The 15807-nt window shown below is 64.8% G+C and carries 17 protein-coding genes; 8 read left to right on the forward strand and 9 right to left on the reverse strand.

Going from position 1 to position 15807, the window contains the following annotated elements:
* Positions 1-53: 53 nt before the first annotated feature.
* From glmU to P9255_RS18310, 4 genes are all read right to left on the reverse strand, one after another.
* Complete coding sequence (glmU, locus tag P9255_RS18295; protein ID WP_309790209.1) at positions 54-1415, reverse strand: bifunctional UDP-N-acetylglucosamine diphosphorylase/glucosamine-1-phosphate N-acetyltransferase GlmU; 1362 nt, start codon at positions 1413-1415, stop codon at positions 54-56.
* A gap of 108 nt (positions 1416-1523) precedes the next feature.
* Positions 1524-2483 (reverse strand): tRNA 2-thiocytidine(32) synthetase TtcA, encoded by a 960-nt coding sequence (ttcA, locus tag P9255_RS18300; protein WP_309790210.1) that lies wholly within the window; start codon positions 2481-2483, stop codon positions 1524-1526.
* Entirely contained in the window at positions 2480-2881 is a 402-nt protein-coding gene (locus P9255_RS18305; protein WP_035962310.1) for a dihydroneopterin aldolase, read from the reverse strand. The genes ttcA and P9255_RS18305 overlap by 4 nt, the downstream gene beginning before the upstream one ends.
* 16 nt (positions 2882-2897) lie before the next feature.
* Entirely contained in the window at positions 2898-3743 is an 846-nt protein-coding gene (locus P9255_RS18310) for an SDR family oxidoreductase (protein WP_309790211.1), read from the reverse strand.
* A gap of 13 nt (positions 3744-3756) precedes the next feature.
* On the opposite strand from P9255_RS18310, the gene P9255_RS18315 reads away from it, so the two are divergent.
* Both P9255_RS18315 and P9255_RS18320 read left to right on the forward strand, forming a co-directional pair.
* Positions 3757-4962 carry an SAM-dependent methyltransferase gene (locus tag P9255_RS18315; RefSeq protein ID WP_309763830.1) on the forward strand — a complete coding sequence of 402 codons (1206 nt, stop codon included), beginning with the start codon at positions 3757-3759 and terminating at the stop codon, positions 4960-4962.
* A gap of 12 nt (positions 4963-4974) precedes the next feature.
* A complete protein-coding gene (locus tag P9255_RS18320) occupies positions 4975-5169 on the forward strand; it encodes a DUF2905 domain-containing protein (RefSeq protein WP_309790212.1) in 195 nt (64 codons plus the stop codon).
* 112 nt (positions 5170-5281) lie between these two features.
* Here P9255_RS18320 and P9255_RS18325 read toward each other — a convergent pair whose 3' ends face one another.
* From P9255_RS18325 to P9255_RS18340, 4 genes are all read right to left on the reverse strand, one after another.
* Positions 5282-6517, reverse strand: coding sequence for a multifunctional CCA addition/repair protein (locus P9255_RS18325; protein WP_309763828.1), 1236 nt, complete (start codon positions 6515-6517; stop codon positions 5282-5284).
* Positions 6514-7137: a glutathione S-transferase family protein gene (locus P9255_RS18330; protein WP_309763827.1), complete on the reverse strand. Its 624-nt coding sequence runs from the start codon at positions 7135-7137 to the stop codon at positions 6514-6516. The genes P9255_RS18325 and P9255_RS18330 overlap by 4 nt, the downstream gene beginning before the upstream one ends.
* 12 nt (positions 7138-7149) lie before the next feature.
* Positions 7150-8106 carry a complex I NDUFA9 subunit family protein gene (locus P9255_RS18335; protein WP_309763826.1) on the reverse strand — a complete coding sequence of 319 codons (957 nt, stop codon included), beginning with the start codon at positions 8104-8106 and terminating at the stop codon, positions 7150-7152.
* Between the two features lie 108 nt (positions 8107-8214).
* The gene (locus tag P9255_RS18340) at positions 8215-10182 is read right to left on the reverse strand and encodes a transglycosylase SLT domain-containing protein (RefSeq protein ID WP_309763825.1); all 1968 of its coding nucleotides are present in this window, start codon (positions 10180-10182) and stop codon (positions 8215-8217) included.
* 8 nt (positions 10183-10190) lie between these two features.
* On the opposite strand from P9255_RS18340, the gene P9255_RS18345 reads away from it, so the two are divergent.
* Positions 10191-10808 carry a 5-formyltetrahydrofolate cyclo-ligase gene (locus tag P9255_RS18345; RefSeq protein ID WP_404980440.1) on the forward strand — a complete coding sequence of 206 codons (618 nt, stop codon included), beginning with the start codon at positions 10191-10193 and terminating at the stop codon, positions 10806-10808.
* A gap of 13 nt (positions 10809-10821) precedes the next feature.
* Here P9255_RS18345 and P9255_RS18350 read toward each other — a convergent pair whose 3' ends face one another.
* Complete coding sequence (locus P9255_RS18350) at positions 10822-11334, reverse strand: winged helix DNA-binding protein (RefSeq protein WP_309763823.1); 513 nt, start codon at positions 11332-11334, stop codon at positions 10822-10824.
* A 172-nt stretch (positions 11335-11506) separates the two neighbouring features.
* On the opposite strand from P9255_RS18350, the gene pxpB reads away from it, so the two are divergent.
* From pxpB to P9255_RS18375, 5 genes are all read left to right on the forward strand, one after another.
* Positions 11507-12160, forward strand: a complete 654-nt coding sequence (pxpB, locus tag P9255_RS18355) for a 5-oxoprolinase subunit PxpB (RefSeq protein ID WP_309763822.1) — start codon at positions 11507-11509, stop codon at positions 12158-12160.
* Positions 12157-13188 (forward strand): biotin-dependent carboxyltransferase family protein, encoded by a 1032-nt coding sequence (locus P9255_RS18360; RefSeq protein WP_309763821.1) that lies wholly within the window; start codon positions 12157-12159, stop codon positions 13186-13188. Before pxpB ends, P9255_RS18360 begins: the two co-directional genes overlap by 4 nt.
* A 33-nt stretch (positions 13189-13221) precedes the next feature.
* Entirely contained in the window at positions 13222-13968 is a 747-nt protein-coding gene (gene pxpA, locus P9255_RS18365; protein ID WP_309763820.1) for a 5-oxoprolinase subunit PxpA, read from the forward strand.
* 128 nt (positions 13969-14096) lie between these two features.
* Entirely contained in the window at positions 14097-14816 is a 720-nt protein-coding gene (locus P9255_RS18370) for a DUF969 domain-containing protein (protein WP_309763819.1), read from the forward strand.
* Entirely contained in the window at positions 14813-15769 is a 957-nt protein-coding gene (locus P9255_RS18375; protein WP_309763818.1) for a DUF979 domain-containing protein, read from the forward strand. Before P9255_RS18370 ends, P9255_RS18375 begins: the two co-directional genes overlap by 4 nt.
* Positions 15770-15807 lie beyond the last annotated feature (38 nt).

Here is a 15807-nt window from a genome sequence, read left to right on the forward strand (position 1 = left end):
GAACCGAACGCACCAATGAGAAGGCCGCGCCTTTCGGCACGGCCCAGCGCGCTTCAACTTTTCTTCTTGGTCGGGCGAACGTAGCCCGTCTTGCTGACCTGGCGCTTCTCGTTGAGCACGAGTTCGCCTTCGCCCACGTCCTTCCAGACCGTCGTGCCCGCCGCGATCGTCACGCCGCGCCCGACGCGCACCGGCGCGACGAGTTGCGTGTCCGAGCCGATGAACACATCGTCTTCCACGATCGTGCGATGCTTGTTCGCGCCGTCGTAATTGCAGGTGATGGTGCCCGCGCCGACATTCACGCGCGCGCCGATATCGGAATCGCCGATATAGCTCAAGTGGTTCGCCTTCGCGCCGTGACCCATCACCGCGTTCTTCACTTCGACGAAGTTGCCGACGTGCGCTTCGTCGCCGAGCACCGCGCCCGGACGCAGCCGCGCGTACGGTCCGAGCACGACCTTCGCGCCCGTCGTGCCGCCTTCGATATGCGTGTACGCATCGACGCGCGTGCCCGCACCGATCGATGCATCGCGAATGACGCAGTTCGGCCCGATGCTCACGTTGTCCGCGAGCGTCACGCGGCCTTCGAACACGCAGTTCACGTCGATGGATACGTCCGCGCCGCATTCCAGCGTGCCGCGCACGTCGATGCGCGCGGGATCGGCCAGCGTCACGCCGGCTTCGAGCAGCGCGTGCGCGACGTTGCGCTGATGGACGCGCTCCAGTTCCGCGAGCTGAACCTTGCTGTTCACGCCGAGCGTTTCCCATTCGGCGTCGGGCTGCGCCGTGACGACTTCGACGCCGGCCTCGATCGCGCGCTCGACGACATCGGTCAGATAGAACTCGCCTTGAGCGTTGTCGTTCTTGAGCGACGCGAGCCATGCGTCCAGCGTGCGCGTCGGCGATACGACGATGCCCGTGTTGATCTCCGCGATGCGCCGTTCTTCTTCGCTCGCATCCTTCTGCTCGACGATCTTTCGCACCGCGCCGCCCGCGTCACGCACGATGCGGCCGTAGCCGCTCGGATCATCCACCGTTAACGTGAGCACGCCGTAGCGTTCGGGTCCGGCCGCGTCGAGCAGGCGCTTCAGCGTGCTGGCGCGCGTGAGCGGCACGTCGCCGTAGAGCACGAGCGTCGGCACGGAGGGATCGAGCAGCGGCAGCGCCTGCTGCACGGCGTGTCCGGTGCCGAGTTGCTTGTCCTGAATGGCAAATTGCACGTCGGGCGCGCCGACGGCTTCGCGGACCTTGTCCGCGCCGTGTCCCACGACGACCACCAGACGCGCAGGCGACAGCGTGCGCGCCGTTTCGATGACATGTGCCAGCAGCGGCCGGCCCGCCAGGGGATGAAGTACTTTCGGCAGGGCGGAGCGCATGCGCTTGCCCATGCCGGCAGCGAGGATGACGATGTTCATCGCGAGTTTCTTGCAGGTTGAAGCCGGGTTTGAGGTCGGGCCAATATAGCATGCGAACTTGTCCGAAACGGCGCCCCGAAACCACGCCCGGCCTTGTCGGACGAGCTTTTACAGGTCGTCGAACTGGACAATTGAAATGGCCTTCGACGATCCTGACGGTTCGCTCGCGCACGGTTCTTCGTCGAACGCGATGTCGCCTTGCGGATCGGGCTCGCCGGTCGCGCGCAGGCTGGCGAACGGGAACAGCGCGCTGTCCATCAGATGCGACGGCACCACGTTCGACAGCGCGTTGAACATGTTCTCGACGCGCCCCGGAAAACGCTTGTCCCATTCGCGGATCAGCGCCTTCATTTCCGCGCGCTTCAGGTTCGGCTGGCTGCCGCACAGATTGCACGGGATGATCGGGAATTCGCGCAGTTCGGCGTATTTCTCGAGGTCCGTTTCCTTCAGGTAAGCGAGCGGACGGATGACGACGTTCCTGCCGTCGTCCGATTGCAGCTTGGGCGGCATGCCCTTCAGCTTGCCGCCGTAGAACATGTTGAGCAAAAGCGTCTGCAGGATGTCGTCGCGATGATGCCCCAGCGCGATCTTCGTCGCGCCGAGCTCGCCCGCCACGCGATACAGAATGCCGCGCCGCAGCCGCGAGCACAGCGAGCACGTCGTCTTGCCTTCCGGCACGAGCCGCTTGACGATGCTGTACGTGTCCTGATTCTCGATATGAAACGGAATGTCGAGCTTCGACAGATACTCCGGTAGCACATGCTCCGGAAAGCCTGGTTGCTTCTGATCGAGATTGACGGCGACGATATCGAAGTCGATCGGCGCGCGCTCGCGCAGGCGCATGAGGATATCGAGCATCGCGTAGCTGTCCTTTCCGCCGGACAGGCAGACCATTACCTTGTCGCCCTGCTCGATCATGTTGAAGTCGCCGATCGCCTGGCCGACCTGCCGCGCGATCCGCTTGAACAGCTTGTTGTTCTCGTAGGCTTCTTTCTGCTGGCGCTTCGTCATGGCTTCGCGCGCGGGCTTTTCTTCTTCTACGTGGTCGATGGCTTCACGCGCGTTCATGCTCGTTCCTCTTTGATGCGAAAGACTTCGACGCCGACCGCGTCGCAGTCCGGATAGACATCGGGCTTTTCCGTCGATACCGCGACGGCCCGGACGTTCGGATGCGCGAGCAGCGCGGCGGCGACGTCGTCGCAGAGCGTTTCCTGCAGATGGATGTGGCCGCGCTTCACGCGCTCCGCGATGGTGGATCGCATGAAATCGTAATCGACGACTTCCGCGAGCTTGTCAGCGACGGGTGTGGACAGCGCGAGCGGCACGAACAGCTCGACGTTGATCACGACGCGTTGCTCGCCGCGCTTCTCGAAGTCGTGCACGCCGATGTTGATGCGCACTTCGTAATTGCGCAGGAAAAGCCGCCGGCAATCGGTCAGCCGGGGATGCGAGAGAGCGGCAAGCATGTGTGGGGTTCCAAGGTTAAGGCTTTTGCGCGTCGATCATGTACATCACGTCGCGCGGGCTCGGCACGAGATGCTGCCCGCCATCGACGACGAGCGTCGTGCCGGTCACGCCGTGCGCGTTCGCCAGATAGCACGCGGCCTGCGCGAGATCGTTGACGGTCGATGCGCGCCCGAGCGGCGTCACGCGATGCGCCGCCTCGAACGACGCGGGCGTCTGCCACGCCGAGACGAGCGTGAGTCCCGGCGCGAGCCCGACGACACGCAGCCTGGGCGCGAGCGCCTGCGCCAGCGCGACGGTCGCATTGTCGAGCGCGGCCTTCGTCAGCGTGTACGAGAGGTAATCCGGGTTCATGTTGTAGAGCTTCTGATCGAGCACGTTGATGACGACGCCGCGGCGCGCGTCGTCGTTGGCGGCGTCGTCGGGCGTCGCTTCGTGCAGCGTGCGGGCGAGCGTGAGCGGCGCGGCGAGATTCACCGCGGTCATTTGCATCAGCTTCGCGTAGCCGAAGTTCGCGGCGGTGTCTTCGTCGAAGCGCGACGCGCAGTTCACCACGCACTGCAGCCCGCCGAACGATTCGACGCACGCGGGCACGAGTTGGGCGACGGCGGCTTCATCGGCGAGATCGGCCTGGAGGGCGACCGCGCGGCGGCCGAGCGCTTCGATCTGCGCGACGGTTTCGCGTGCTTCGCGTTCGGACTGGCCGTAGTGAACCGCGACGTTCCATCCCTGGCGGGCGAATTCCAGCGCGATGCCCCGCCCGATGCGTTTGCCTGCGCCCGTCACGAGCACGGCGCGTGGACGCGATTCCCCGGAGCGGGAAACAGGCGGATTTGCGGGGGAAAACGGCGAGGAAGCGCTCATTTACAATGCTGGGATGAATCCGAATGCTCAACGATCCGATAGTTTACCTGCTCCGGGCGCCGACGCGCTCGCGCAGTCCGAGGCGCTGGTTCACCTGATTCGCGAGCGCATCGCGGCGGCGGGCGGCTGGCTTCCCTTCGACCGATACATGGACCTGGCGCTGTACGCGCCCGGCCTTGGCTACTACAGCGGCGGTGCGATGAAGTTCGGCCGTCGCGCGGAAGACGGCAGCGACTTCGTGACGGCGCCCGAACTGTCGCCCTTGTTCGCGAAGACGCTGGCGCGGCCGGTGGCGCAGGCGTTGCGGGAAAGCGGCACGCGAGCTCTGATGGAGTTCGGCGCCGGCACGGGCAAGCTCGCGTCAGGGCTGCTGTCGGCGCTTGCGGAACTCGGCGTGGACGTCGAGCGTTACTCGATTGTCGATCTATCGGGCGAGCTGCGCGATCGGCAGCGCGAGACGTTGACGGCGCAAGCGCCCGCGCTCGCCGCGAAGGTCGAATGGCTCGATGCGTTGCCCGATGCGTTCGAAGGCGTGGTGATCGGCAACGAAGTGCTCGACGCGATGCCGGTGCGTCTGGTGGTGCGCAAGCTGGGCGCGTGGCACGAGCGGGGCGTCGTTGTCCGGGACGATGGCTTTGGGTTCGAGGATTGTTCTCTTTCTGTCGATGAGCCGATCCGTTTGATCGATGAAGCCATCGATGAGACCAATGACGAGCCTTTCGCCGAATATCTGACGGAGACGCATGAGGCCGCGCTTGCATTCACGAAAACCGTTTGCACGATGCTCGTGCGCGGGGCGGCGTTCTTTATCGATTATGGTTTTCCGCGCCGCGAGTTTTATCATGCGCAGCGCGCGGGCGGGACGCTGATGTGCCATTACCGGCATCGTGCGCACACCGATCCGTTTTTGTATCCGGGGTTGCAGGATATTACAGCGCATGTGGAATTCACCGGCATTGCGGAAGCGGGCGTGGGGACGGGTGCTGATTTGCTGGGCTTTACATCGCAGGCGCGGTTTCTGATGAACGCCGGCATCACGGATGTGCTCAATGAATTCGATCCTGCGGATGTGAAGCGTTTTTTGCCTGCGGCTAATGCCGTGCAGAAGCTCTTGTCCGAGGCGGAGATGGGCGAGTTGTTCAAGGTGATTGCGTTTTCACGCGGTATCCCGGGTACGGTCGATGCGTTTTCGTCGGGCGACCGGTCGCATACGCTTTAGGTTCTTTCGACCATGATCCGCTGGGTACTCACTACTTTTATCGCGCTCGTGATTCTTTCTGGGTGCTGGCCTTGGCTCAGGAAGCTCGGCATCGGGCGGTTGCCCGGGGACTTCAATTTGCGCATCTTCGGGCGGGAGTACTCGTTTCCCTTCATGTTGACGCTTTTGCTTTCTATTCTGCTTTCTTTGATTGCTCGGGCGCTTTAGGTGTTTTTGTTTTGCGTTGAACTCGTATTCGTGTCGGTCTATTAGTGCGCCTCTCCCCGGGGCGGGCGACTCAATAGACCGACGCGATAACGAGCTCGACGATGAAAGAGATTCAGGAGAAAACCGCAGCCTGCACCGCCGCAACCCGTGCCTCATGCACGGCATCCTTGATCCGGGAAGGCTCGGAAGCCAGCCTCAAAGCCACGGCACCGGCATCGACCCCGCGAGCAGCGACAAGTGCAACCCGCAACCGCTCGGCCTGCGGATAAGGCTGCGCCTCGAGCCCGAGCCTTCCGCGAATATCCGCCAGACAAGCCTGCAGCGCCTCCGCAAAGCGCGCCGGCTTGCGCAACGCGTCCGATCGCTCGAACAAGCGCACCAGCGCGGCCGCGCCCATATCCATCACGCGATGAATATTCCCATGCTCACGCGCGACGAGCATCGCCAGATCGCGACACTCGTTCGGCACGCGCAAACGCTCGCACAAAGGCTTCAGCAAATCGACACTGCGTCCCTCATGCCCGATATGACGCGGCAGCACATCCTCAGGCGTCGTCGCCTTGCCGAGATCGTGCGTCAGCGCGGCGAAGCGCACCGGTAACGTGAATCCCTGCGATGCCGCATAGTCGAGCACCATCATCACATGAACGCCCGTGTCGACCTCCGGATGATAGTCCGCACGCTGCGGCACACCCCAAAGCGCATCGACCTCCGGAAGAATCCGCGCAAGCGCACCGCATCCGCGCAACACCTCGAACATCCGCGAGGGCTTCGCCTCCATCAAACCGCGCGACACTTCCTGCCACACGCGCTCTGGCACGAGCGCATCGACTTCGCCGGCCTCGACCATCTTCTTCATCAACGCCCCGGTCTCCGGCGCGACGCTGAAATCCGCAAAGCGCGCAGCGAATCGCGCAAGCCGAAGAATCCGCACCGGATCTTCGACGAACGCATCGCCCACATGCCTGAAGACCTTGTTCTCCAGATCAGCCCTGCCATTGAACGGATCGATCACCGGACCCGTCAGCTCGCCTGCCGGCGTCACTTCACGCGCCATCGCGTTGACCGTCAGATCGCGGCGCGCCAGATCTTCTTCGAGCGTGACATCCGGCGAATAGTAGAACTGGAAGCCGTGATACCCCGCCGCCGTCTTGCGCTCGGTGCGCGCGAGCGCATACTCCTCGTGCGTCTGCGGATGCAGGAACACCGGAAAATCCTTTCCGACCGGTCGATACCCCTGCGCCACCATCTGCTCGGGCGTCGCGCCGACAACCACGTAGTCGCGATCCATCACCGGCATGCCGAGCAACTCATCGCGGATCGCGCCGCCTACCGCGTAGATATTCATCGCGCGGCTTCCTTGCGGGCATCGTCGATCCACGCAGCCACCGCCGGCAACTCCGTCACGCGGCGCGCATACGCGCGCGATCCCTCGCTCAGCGCCGGCTCGTAAGAATTGAAGCGCATGACGACCGGCGCGTACATCGCATCCGCGATGCCGAAGTCACCGAACAGAAACGGTCCGCCCGATCGCGCGAGACAGTCGCTCCACATTGCATCGATGCGCGCGATATCGAAAAGCGTCGCCGGCGTCGCACCGATGCCGGGCGCATGATTGGCAATCTGCATCGGCATGTTCTGACGCAAGTTCACGAAGCCGGCGTGCATCTCCGCGCTGATGCTGCGGGCAAGCGCGCGGGCAGCGGCGTCACGCGGCCACATCGCGTGTTGCGGATGGCTTTCCGCGATCGTTTCCATGATCGCGAGCGATTCCCACACGGCATCGCCGCTATCGGTGATGAGACACGGCACCTTGCCCGATGGCGTGACGTCGAGAATCCTCGCTTTCGTGTCGGGCTGGCCAAGGCGAATCAGCGTCTCGTCGAACGCAATGCCGAAGTGCGTGAGCAGCACCCACGGACGCATGGACCAGGAAGAAGTGTTCTTGTCACCGATAACGAGTTTCATGCGGTTCCGAGTTCATCGATGCGCCGTGGCGCGGAAAGTATTGAAGCGCGAACGCGGCGAATTGCCGGTGAGATACAGCGGCGCAATCGCCTCGATGCTCGCCGGCTCGCCGATGCCGAGTTCCGGCGCGAGCGGGCCGCTCGCGATGCTCGGCGTCTTCATCGAATCGAGATTGTCCCGCGACATGACCGGCTCGCCCGGCGCCATTTCCAGCGTCATCGCCTGTAGCCGGCCGAGGCTTTCCGGCAGCTTGATGATGCGCGCACGCCGTCCGATCGTCGCGCCCGCGAAGCGCACGAGTTCAGCGAGCGTGTACACGCCCGGACCCGCGAGTTCGTAGGTCATGCGGTTCGCTGCATCGAGGTCGAGCACATTGACGATCGCCTTCGCGACATCGCCGACGAAGACGGGCTGAAATTGCGCATCGGCGCAGGCAAGCGGAATCACCGGAAAGATGCGCTGAAGGAACGCGAACTGATTCAGCAGATTGTCCTCGGGACCGAAGACCACCGAGCTTCGGAAGATCGTCCAGTCGAGACCCGACTCGCGGATCAGTTTTTCGCCGTCGCCTTTCGATCGCAGATACATGCTCGGGCCGTGCGCGTCGGCGCCGATCGCGCTCATGTGGATCAGCCTGCGCACGCCCTTCGCCTCGCATGCGGCGGCGATCTTGCGCGGCAACTCGACATGCGCGCGCGCGAACTCCGGGCCGTAAGGGTCGCCGCGGCTTCCCTGCAGCACGCCGACGAGATTGATGACCGCGTCCGCTTCCGCAACGAAGCCGGCGAGTTTCACGGGATCGTGCACGTCGGTTTCGAGGACATCGACGGGAAGCAGCGTCAGATGCGCCGCGTTCGCGCGCCGCCGCGTGGCGATGCGGACGTTCTTGCCGAGATCGACGAGCGCGTTGACGAGATGGCTCCCGATGAAACCGGAACCGCCGATGAGCGCTACGTTTTGATGTCGCATGTTCGCCTCTTGGATATCACGGCTTGCCGATTGCGGCTGACGATGCGCAGACAGATGCGAAGACGAGCCGCCGCGCGTCTCGAAACGCGCGGCGTCGTGTGAATGCGCTTACGGCGCGATATAACCCAGCCGCGCCTTCAGCGATTGCGGACGGCCTTCGAACAGCGCTGCGTAATACACGGTGTTCGACAGCACGTTCTTCACGTAATCGCGCGTCTCGGAAAACGGAATGGTTTCAGCAAAAACCGCGCCCTCGACGGGCGCCCGCAAATCCTGCCGCCATTGCTTCGGCCGTCCGGGACCGGCGTTGTAGCCAGCGGTGGCGAGCACGGGCGAGTTATCGAATTGATTGTAGATCATCGACAGGTAATTCGTGCCGAGCAGGATGTTCGTGTTGATGTCGTTCATCTGCGCGCGCGACACCGGCCCGAGACCGATCTTCTTCGCGACCAGTTGCGCTGTGCCGGGCATCAATTGCATGAGGCCGCCCGCGCCGACTTCCGACCGCGCGTTGATGATGAAGCGCGACTCCTGGCGGATCAGCCCGTACGCCCATTCGATATCGAGCCCGGTGTTTTGCGCATCGCGCTCGACGATCTCGCGGAACGGCGAGAGATACCGCAGCGAGAAGTCATGCTCGGCCTTCGTCTTGTCGGCGGTGTTCACAGTACGGTCGAACAGTTCGATGCGCTTCGCGTACTGCGCCGCGGCGAGCAATTGCCGGTCGGTCATGCTGCGCAGCGGCCAGTTCCATTCGCGATTGCCTTCCAGCCGCATGTTGAGCGCATAGAAACGCTGCGACAGCGCGAAGCCCGGCACCGACTGCATCTGCGCGATTTCCGCATCGGATACGGTCGTGCGCGGCGGCACCGTGATCTTCTGGCCGAGTTCTTCCAGCGCGAGCTGGCCGTAGAAGTTGTATTGATCCGCGATGCTCTGGAACTCCTGATTCGCCGTGGCGGTGTCGCCGGCCTGCTTCACGGCGCGCGCATGCCAGTAGGTCCACGAGGGCTGGCTGCGCAGCGTCGGCGGCATCTGCTCGACCGACCACCGCACCATGTTCCAGTCGCCGGCGAGCAGCGCACTGCGCGTGCGCCATTCGTACGCAGGATTCGACAACTGCGCATTCGCCGACAGCCGATACCAGTCCGCCGCCGCCGGCATGCGCTTCAACGCCGCCTGATAGCCGATGGCGCCCCAGCCGATCGCGCGCTCGGCAGGCGTGAGGCTCGGCGCGACGGAACTGAACGTGGCGGCGGCCATTGCCGGATCGTTGCGCGCGAGGCGCGTGACGGCGAGCAGCGTCAACTGATGCGCCGGCGTGTTCGGCATGACGCCCCGCGCGAGATAGAGCGGCGGCTTGCTGACGGCATTGTCCAGCAGTTCGGGCTTCGGCCTTTCCTGACCGAGCGCATCGACGATATTCGCGCCGGTCGTCGTGTAGTTCTGCTCGTAGGCGAGGCGGATCTGCTGCCAGATGTCGTCGCTCGTGAACTGGCCGGACTCGGCGAGCGCGGCGATCAGATCGACGCAGCCGTCGCCGTACCATTTCGGATCGACGAGCAGCGCGCGCGCCGCATCCGCGACGTTCTCGCCGCGCGACATGCGGGCTTCGAGCGCATAACACTTGACCTGCGTGTCGTCGTTCAGCACGAAACGCGAATACTGCTGCTCGAAGTTGCGCCAGTCGTGACGGCCGCCGAGCACGACGAGATAGTCGTTGCGCATGCGGTCGGCAATGGCCTGGCCGTCGTAGCGCTGCAGGAACGAGAGCACGGGCGCGTCCGGCGCGTCGGGGCGCGCGTGGCCTTGCGCATCGAAAAGCTGCGGCTTGATCGTGAAATATTCGATGTAGCCGGGCGCGGGATAATTCGGAATCTGCGAGGCGAGCGAAGCGGCGCGGCCTGCATCGTTCGCGCGCGAGGCTTCGCGCAATTGCATGAAAATGCGGTCGTCGGAGGACGGCGAGAAGTCGGCGTCCGGCGGGACGGCGGTGGCCGTTGCGCAAGCGACGAGCGTCGCGGCGGCAAGAGCGTAACCGGCCGCGAGATATACTCGGTTGAGGCGTTTTGACATCGTTATTACTGGAGCGCGAGGTGGTCCAAAGATCGGTCCAAAGCATAGCACGCAACGTTTGCGCGGAACCCAAAAGCACCCTTCGAGCGACGCTGCTCGCAGCCCGCGAAGCCCAGCAGGAAGAGCCGTCCCGCGCGCACGCCGATGCCGCGCTGGCCGCGCGCCTTCGCGCGGTGCTCGAAGCACGCGCGGTCGGATGCATCGGCTTCTACTGGCCGGTGGCCGGCGAGTTCGACGCCCGCGCCGTACTCGCCGAGTGGCTCGCCGCGGATGAGGCGCGAGAAGCCGCGCTGCCCATCGTCGTCCAGCCTCACGCACCGATGGCCTTCCACGCGTGGCGCGCCGATTCCCCGATGAAGTCGGGCCGCTATCGAATCCCCGTGCCCGAGGAGGAGCGCGTCGTGGCGCCGGAACTGCTGCTCGTGCCGTGCGTCGGTTTCGATGCGGACCGTTATCGGCTGGGCTATGGCGGCGGCTATTACGACCGCACGCTCGCGGCGTGGCCGGTCGCGAAGAAGCCGGTCACGATCGGCATCGCGTATGAAGCGGGCAAGCTCGATGCGCTGCCGCGCGAATCGCACGACATGCCGCTCGATGCGATCGTCACCGAAGCCGCGCTTTACTGACCGCCGGTCGCGCTCAGAGCGATGCCGCCGCGCGCGCGGCGGTGTCGTAGAGACCGGACGCGTTGCGCATGAGTTGCGCGGCCTCGCCGATCTGCTCGTTGGTCAATCCGCTCTCGCGAAGCGCCGAAATCAGGCAGCTTTCCCGCACTTCGCGGTATTTGCCGCACAACTCGCGCCCCTCGGGCGTTGCGGAAAAGAACACTTCCTTGCCGGTCTTTTCGCTCGTCACATAGCCGCGCGCGACGAGCTTCTTCAGCGCATAAGTCGCGACGTGCGTGTCCTCGATATTCAGCACGAAGCAGATATCGGCGAGCTTCTTCTTGCGATCCCGATGGTTCACGTGATGCAGCAGCGACACTTCCACCGCCGTCATGTCCTTCGCGCCGGCCGCGGACATGCAGCGCACCATCCATCGATTGAACGCGTTGCTCGCCATGATGAGCGCGTATTCGAACTCGGACAGTTCCGCGCTGGTTTCGGAGACGAGATGTTCGGACGACACAATCTTGGCAGGATGACGCGACATGGCGATGACCATTGGAAATTGAACCGGAGTCTAGCGGAACCCACGTGCGCCACACTCCAGACAAACGCGTATTGATAACTTCTTGATAATTTATTGACAATGTAACATCGTGTGCACGACGCGGCGAAGAGAAACGCGTTCTTCGCGCCGTGCCGACGCAAGACTGGAAGCCATGACACCACCACGAATCCATCCGCTGGGCGACAGCGCGCTTGTTTGCGAAGCCGCGCCGCCCGCCACGATCGACTGCCAGCGGCGCATCTGGGCGTTGGCCGACCGCGCGCGCCTGATGCCGCATGTCGTCGAAGTCGTGCCCGGCATGAACAATCTGACGATCGTTTTCGATCCGCTCGAAGCCGACTATGCAAGCCTCGCCGCGCAACTGGAAGCGGGATGGGACGCCGCCGGCAGCGCCGATGAGCCCGGCGCGCAGATCGAGATTCCGGTCCGCTACGGCGGCGAGGAAGGCCCGGATCTCGCCGAGCTGGCGAAGTACGCGGGGCTGTCCATCGATGAAGTCGTGAAGCGGCACACCGAAGCCGAATACATCGTGTTCTTCCTGGGCTTCCAGCCGGGCTTCGCGTATCTCGGCGGGCTCGATCCCGCGTTGCACATGCCGCGCCGCCGCGAGCCGCGCCTCGAAGTGCCGGCCGGATCGGTGGGCATCGGCGGGGCGCAGACGGGCATCTATCCGGCTGTGTCGCCGGGCGGATGGCAACTGCTCGGCCGCACCGAACTCAGGCTCTTCGACCCGTCGCGCAATCCGCCGACGCTGATGCAGCCTGGCGACCGCGTCCGCTTCACGGCGCTGGAGGTCCGCGCATGATCGACGTGATTCGCGCAGGCGTGCTGTCCACGGTGCAGGATCTGGGCCGCCACGGGTATCGCCATCTCGGCGTCAGTTCGGGCGGTGCGCTGGATTCGCTGTCGCTGGAAATCGGCAATCGGCTGGTCGGCAACCGGCCGGATGCGGCGGGTATCGAAGTGACGTTCGGGCCGACCGTCCTGCGCTTCAAGCGCGCGACGCGCATCGCCATCACGGGCACCGACTTCGGCGCGACGCTCGACGACGCGCCGGTCTATTCGTGGTGGAGCCTGCCGGTGCGCGCGGGCCAGGAACTGACGCTGCGCGCGGCGAAGCGCGGCATGCGCTGCTATGTGAGCATCGCGGGCGGCATCGACGTTTTGCCGATGCTCGGTTCGCGCAGCACCGACCTCGGCGCGTGCTTCGGCGGACTCGGCGGGCGGGCGCTGCGCGACGGCGACCGCTTGCCGGTCGGCGTGCCCCAGCCGCGCAAGGGCATCGCGTTCTCGCCGGAAGAACCGGCCTTCGGCGTCAAGGCGCCCGCGTGGTGCAAATTCGTTCTCGTGGATGAACCCGTGCGGCGCGGCCGGCACGCGCCCGGTCTCGCCTGGGCGGCGCCCATTCGCGTGCTGCGCGGTCCGGAATATGCGGGCTTCAGCGACAAGGCGCACGAGGACTTCTGGAACGAGGAATGGACGATCACGCCGAACAGCAACCGCATGGGCTTCCGGCTCGCGGGCACACCGCTCGAGCGCCGCGACCGGACGGAGCTGCTCTCTCATGCGGTCTTGCCCGGCACGATCCAGGTGCCGCCGAACGGGCAGCCGATCATCCTGATGGGCGATGCGCAGACGACCGGCGGTTATCCGAAGATCGGCGCGGTCATCCGCGCCGACTTGTGGAAGCTCGCGCAGGCACGGCTCAACGGAGGCGTGCGCTTCATCGAGACCTCGGTGGAAGAAGCGCGGCACGCGCTCGCTGAAGAACGGCAGTACGTAGCGCAAGTGGAAACGGCCATCGCGATGCACGAGGAGCGCATCGCGCGATGACGCACCAACCCAACGACTCTCTCGACGACTAACATGGAAATCGATCTCAACGCCGACCTCGGCGAAGGCTGCGGCTCCGACGAAGCGCTGCTCGACCTCGTGAGTTCCGCGAACATCGCGTGCGGCTGGCATGCGGGCGGCGCCACCGCGATGCGCGATTGCGTGCGCTGGGCGGTGGCGAAGGGCGTGGCGATCGGCGCGCATCCGAGCTTCAACGATCCGGAGAACTTCGGCCGCAAGGAAATGGACCTGCCGCCCGAAGAGATTTACGCGGGCGTGCTGTATCAGCTTGGCGCGCTGGCTGCGATTGCCAAAGCGGAAGGCGGGCGCATCGCGCACGTGAAGCCGCACGGCGCGCTGTACAACCAGGCCGCGAGAACGCCGCAGATCGCCGATGCGATCGTCGCCGCCGTGCGCGATTTCGATCCGACGCTGCTCGTCTTCGGGCTGGCGAACAGCGGTCTCGTCGATGCCGCGAAGCGCGCGGGGCTTCGCGCGGTCGAAGAAGTGTTCGCGGATCGCGGCTATCGCGCCGATGGTTCTCTCGTGCCGCGCAAGGAGCCGGGCGCACTGCTGGACGATGAAGACGTCGTGCTCGACCGCACGCTTTCGATGGTGCGCGAGCAGCGCGTGCAGGCGGTATCGGGCGAATGGGTGCCGCTCAATGCGCAGACCATCTGCCTGCATGGCGACGGCGAACACGCGCTCGCGTTCGCGCGGCGCATTCGTGGCGCACTGGCCGTCGCGGGCATCGGCGTGCGCGCCGCCGGCGCCGCCTGAAGGCCGTAACCGAGCATTGAACGCCCCGCCCAGCGGGGCGTTTTAGCAAGCGGCCACGAGAGCCGCGCAGTCGACCACGCGCCCGGTTCGAGGCGCGGTGTGTTTATCCATGTTCGTTTGGAGATCTCATGGCAACCCCAGTCAGTTTATGGCCGCTCATCGGCGTGGCCGTCATCATCGTGGGCTTCGTGCTGCGCTTCAATCCGATGCTGATCGTAGCCGCCGCCGCGATCATCACCGGATTCGCGGCGCACTTTCCGCCCGAGCGCATCCTGAGCGCCATCGGCAACGGCTTTCTCAAGACGCGAAACATTCCGCTCATCATCCTGTTGCCGCTCGCGGTCATCGGCCTGCTGGAGCGGCACGGACTGCGCGAACGCGCGCAGATCTGGATTTCGGGCATCCGCGCGGCGACGGCGGGGCGTCTGCTGATCGTCTATCTGCTGGTGCGCGAACTGACGGCGGCCGTCGGCCTGACGGGCCTGGGCGGTCATCCGCAAATGGTGCGGCCGTTGCTCGCGCCGATGGCCGAAGGCGCGACGGAAGCGCGCTACGGCAAGCTGTCCGACGCGGTGCGATACAAGCTGCGCGCGTACTCCGCCGCAACCGATAACGTCGGCCTGTTCTTCGGCGAGGACATCTTCGTGGCGTTCGGCGCAATCGTGCTGATGGTCACGTTCCTGAAGGAGGCAGGCATCATCGTCGAGCCGATGCACGTGGCCGTCTGGGGCATCCCGACCGCCATTTGCGCGTTCCTGATCCACGGCTTTCGCCTCTGGCTGCTCGACCGTCGACTGACGCGCGAACTCGATGCGCTCACGCGCAATGTCGCAGGAGAGAAAGCATGACGCTCACGATCAACTATCTCTTCTATCTCGTCGGCATCGTCCTCGTGGTCGTCGCGGGCATGATCCTCACGGACAAGTCGCATCCGCGCCGGCTGACGGCGGGCGTGTTCTGGCTCGTGTACGCGCTGATCTTCCTGATCGGGGACTGGCTGCCGGTGTCGGTCGTCGGCGTGCTCGTCGTGGCGATGGCGCTGATCGCGGGCCTCGGCGGCGTCACCGGCGCGAAGCCGAAGATGCTCTCCGAAGAAACGCGCCGCCAGAGCGCCGTGCGTCTCGGCAACAAGCTCTTCGTGCCCGCGCTGACGATTCCCGTCGTCACCGTGATCCTGACGCTCGGTGCGAGCCATCTCGTGTTCGGCGGCAGGCCGCTGATCGAGTTGAAGAACGTGACGCTGATCGGCTTCGGGATCGGCTGCGTGATCGCGCTGGCTGTCGCGTGCGTGATGACGCGCGATACGGTCGGCCAGTCGATGCGCGAGGCGCGCCGCCTGATCGATGCGCTGTCGTGGGCCGCCGTGCTGCCGCAAATGCTCGGCATGCTCGGGCTGGTGTTCTCGGATGCGGGCGTCGGCAAGGCCGTCGCGCACGTGACGACGGCTTACGTCAATCTCGACTATCGGCTCGTCGCGGTGGCCGTGTACTGCATCGGCATGGCGCTCTTTACGATGGTGATGGGCAACGGCTTCGCCGCGTTTCCGGTGATGACGGGCGGCGTCGGCGTGCCGATTCTCGTCGGCGTCTTCCACGGCAATCCCGCGACGATGGTCGCCATCGGCATGTTCTCCGGCTACTGCGGCACGCTGATGACGCCGATGGCCGCGAATTTCAACATCGTGCCTGCGGCGCTGCTCGAGTTACCCGACAAGAACGCGGTCATCAAGGTGCAGGTGCCGACTGCGCTGACGCTGCTGGTCGTGAATATTTTTCTGTTGAACTGGCTGATGTTTATTTGAAGCGGCACTGAGAAACGGCGCGTGTCGAGTGAGGTTGC

Source organism: Caballeronia sp. LZ019 (assembly GCF_031450825.1).
Lineage (GTDB): Bacteria > Pseudomonadota > Gammaproteobacteria > Burkholderiales > Burkholderiaceae > Caballeronia.

What these genes read in the sequence shown, in the direction of transcription:
- glmU (WP_309790209.1), bottom strand. Translation starts at nt 1,415, where the DNA reads ATGAACATCGTCATCCTCGCTGCCGGCATGGGCAAGCGCATGCGCTCC.
- ttcA (WP_309790210.1), bottom strand. Translation starts at nt 2,483, where the DNA reads ATGAACGCGCGTGAAGCCATCGACCACGTAGAAGAAGAAAAGCCCGCG.
- P9255_RS18305 (WP_035962310.1), bottom strand. Translation starts at nt 2,881, where the DNA reads ATGCTTGCCGCTCTCTCGCATCCCCGGCTGACCGATTGCCGGCGGCTT.
- P9255_RS18310 (WP_309790211.1), bottom strand. Translation starts at nt 3,743, where the DNA reads ATGAGCGCTTCCTCGCCGTTTTCCCCCGCAAATCCGCCTGTTTCCCGC.
- P9255_RS18315 (WP_309763830.1), top strand. Translation starts at nt 3,757, where the DNA reads ATGAATCCGAATGCTCAACGATCCGATAGTTTACCTGCTCCGGGCGCC.
- P9255_RS18320 (WP_309790212.1), top strand. Translation starts at nt 4,975, where the DNA reads ATGATCCGCTGGGTACTCACTACTTTTATCGCGCTCGTGATTCTTTCT.
- P9255_RS18325 (WP_309763828.1), bottom strand. Translation starts at nt 6,517, where the DNA reads ATGAATATCTACGCGGTAGGCGGCGCGATCCGCGATGAGTTGCTCGGC.
- P9255_RS18330 (WP_309763827.1), bottom strand. Translation starts at nt 7,137, where the DNA reads ATGAAACTCGTTATCGGTGACAAGAACACTTCTTCCTGGTCCATGCGT.
- P9255_RS18335 (WP_309763826.1), bottom strand. Translation starts at nt 8,106, where the DNA reads ATGCGACATCAAAACGTAGCGCTCATCGGCGGTTCCGGTTTCATCGGG.
- P9255_RS18340 (WP_309763825.1), bottom strand. Translation starts at nt 10,182, where the DNA reads ATGTCAAAACGCCTCAACCGAGTATATCTCGCGGCCGGTTACGCTCTT.
- P9255_RS18350 (WP_309763823.1), bottom strand. Translation starts at nt 11,334, where the DNA reads ATGTCGCGTCATCCTGCCAAGATTGTGTCGTCCGAACATCTCGTCTCC.
- pxpB (WP_309763822.1), top strand. Translation starts at nt 11,507, where the DNA reads ATGACACCACCACGAATCCATCCGCTGGGCGACAGCGCGCTTGTTTGC.
- P9255_RS18360 (WP_309763821.1), top strand. Translation starts at nt 12,157, where the DNA reads ATGATCGACGTGATTCGCGCAGGCGTGCTGTCCACGGTGCAGGATCTG.
- pxpA (WP_309763820.1), top strand. Translation starts at nt 13,222, where the DNA reads ATGGAAATCGATCTCAACGCCGACCTCGGCGAAGGCTGCGGCTCCGAC.
- P9255_RS18370 (WP_309763819.1), top strand. Translation starts at nt 14,097, where the DNA reads ATGGCAACCCCAGTCAGTTTATGGCCGCTCATCGGCGTGGCCGTCATC.
- P9255_RS18375 (WP_309763818.1), top strand. Translation starts at nt 14,813, where the DNA reads ATGACGCTCACGATCAACTATCTCTTCTATCTCGTCGGCATCGTCCTC.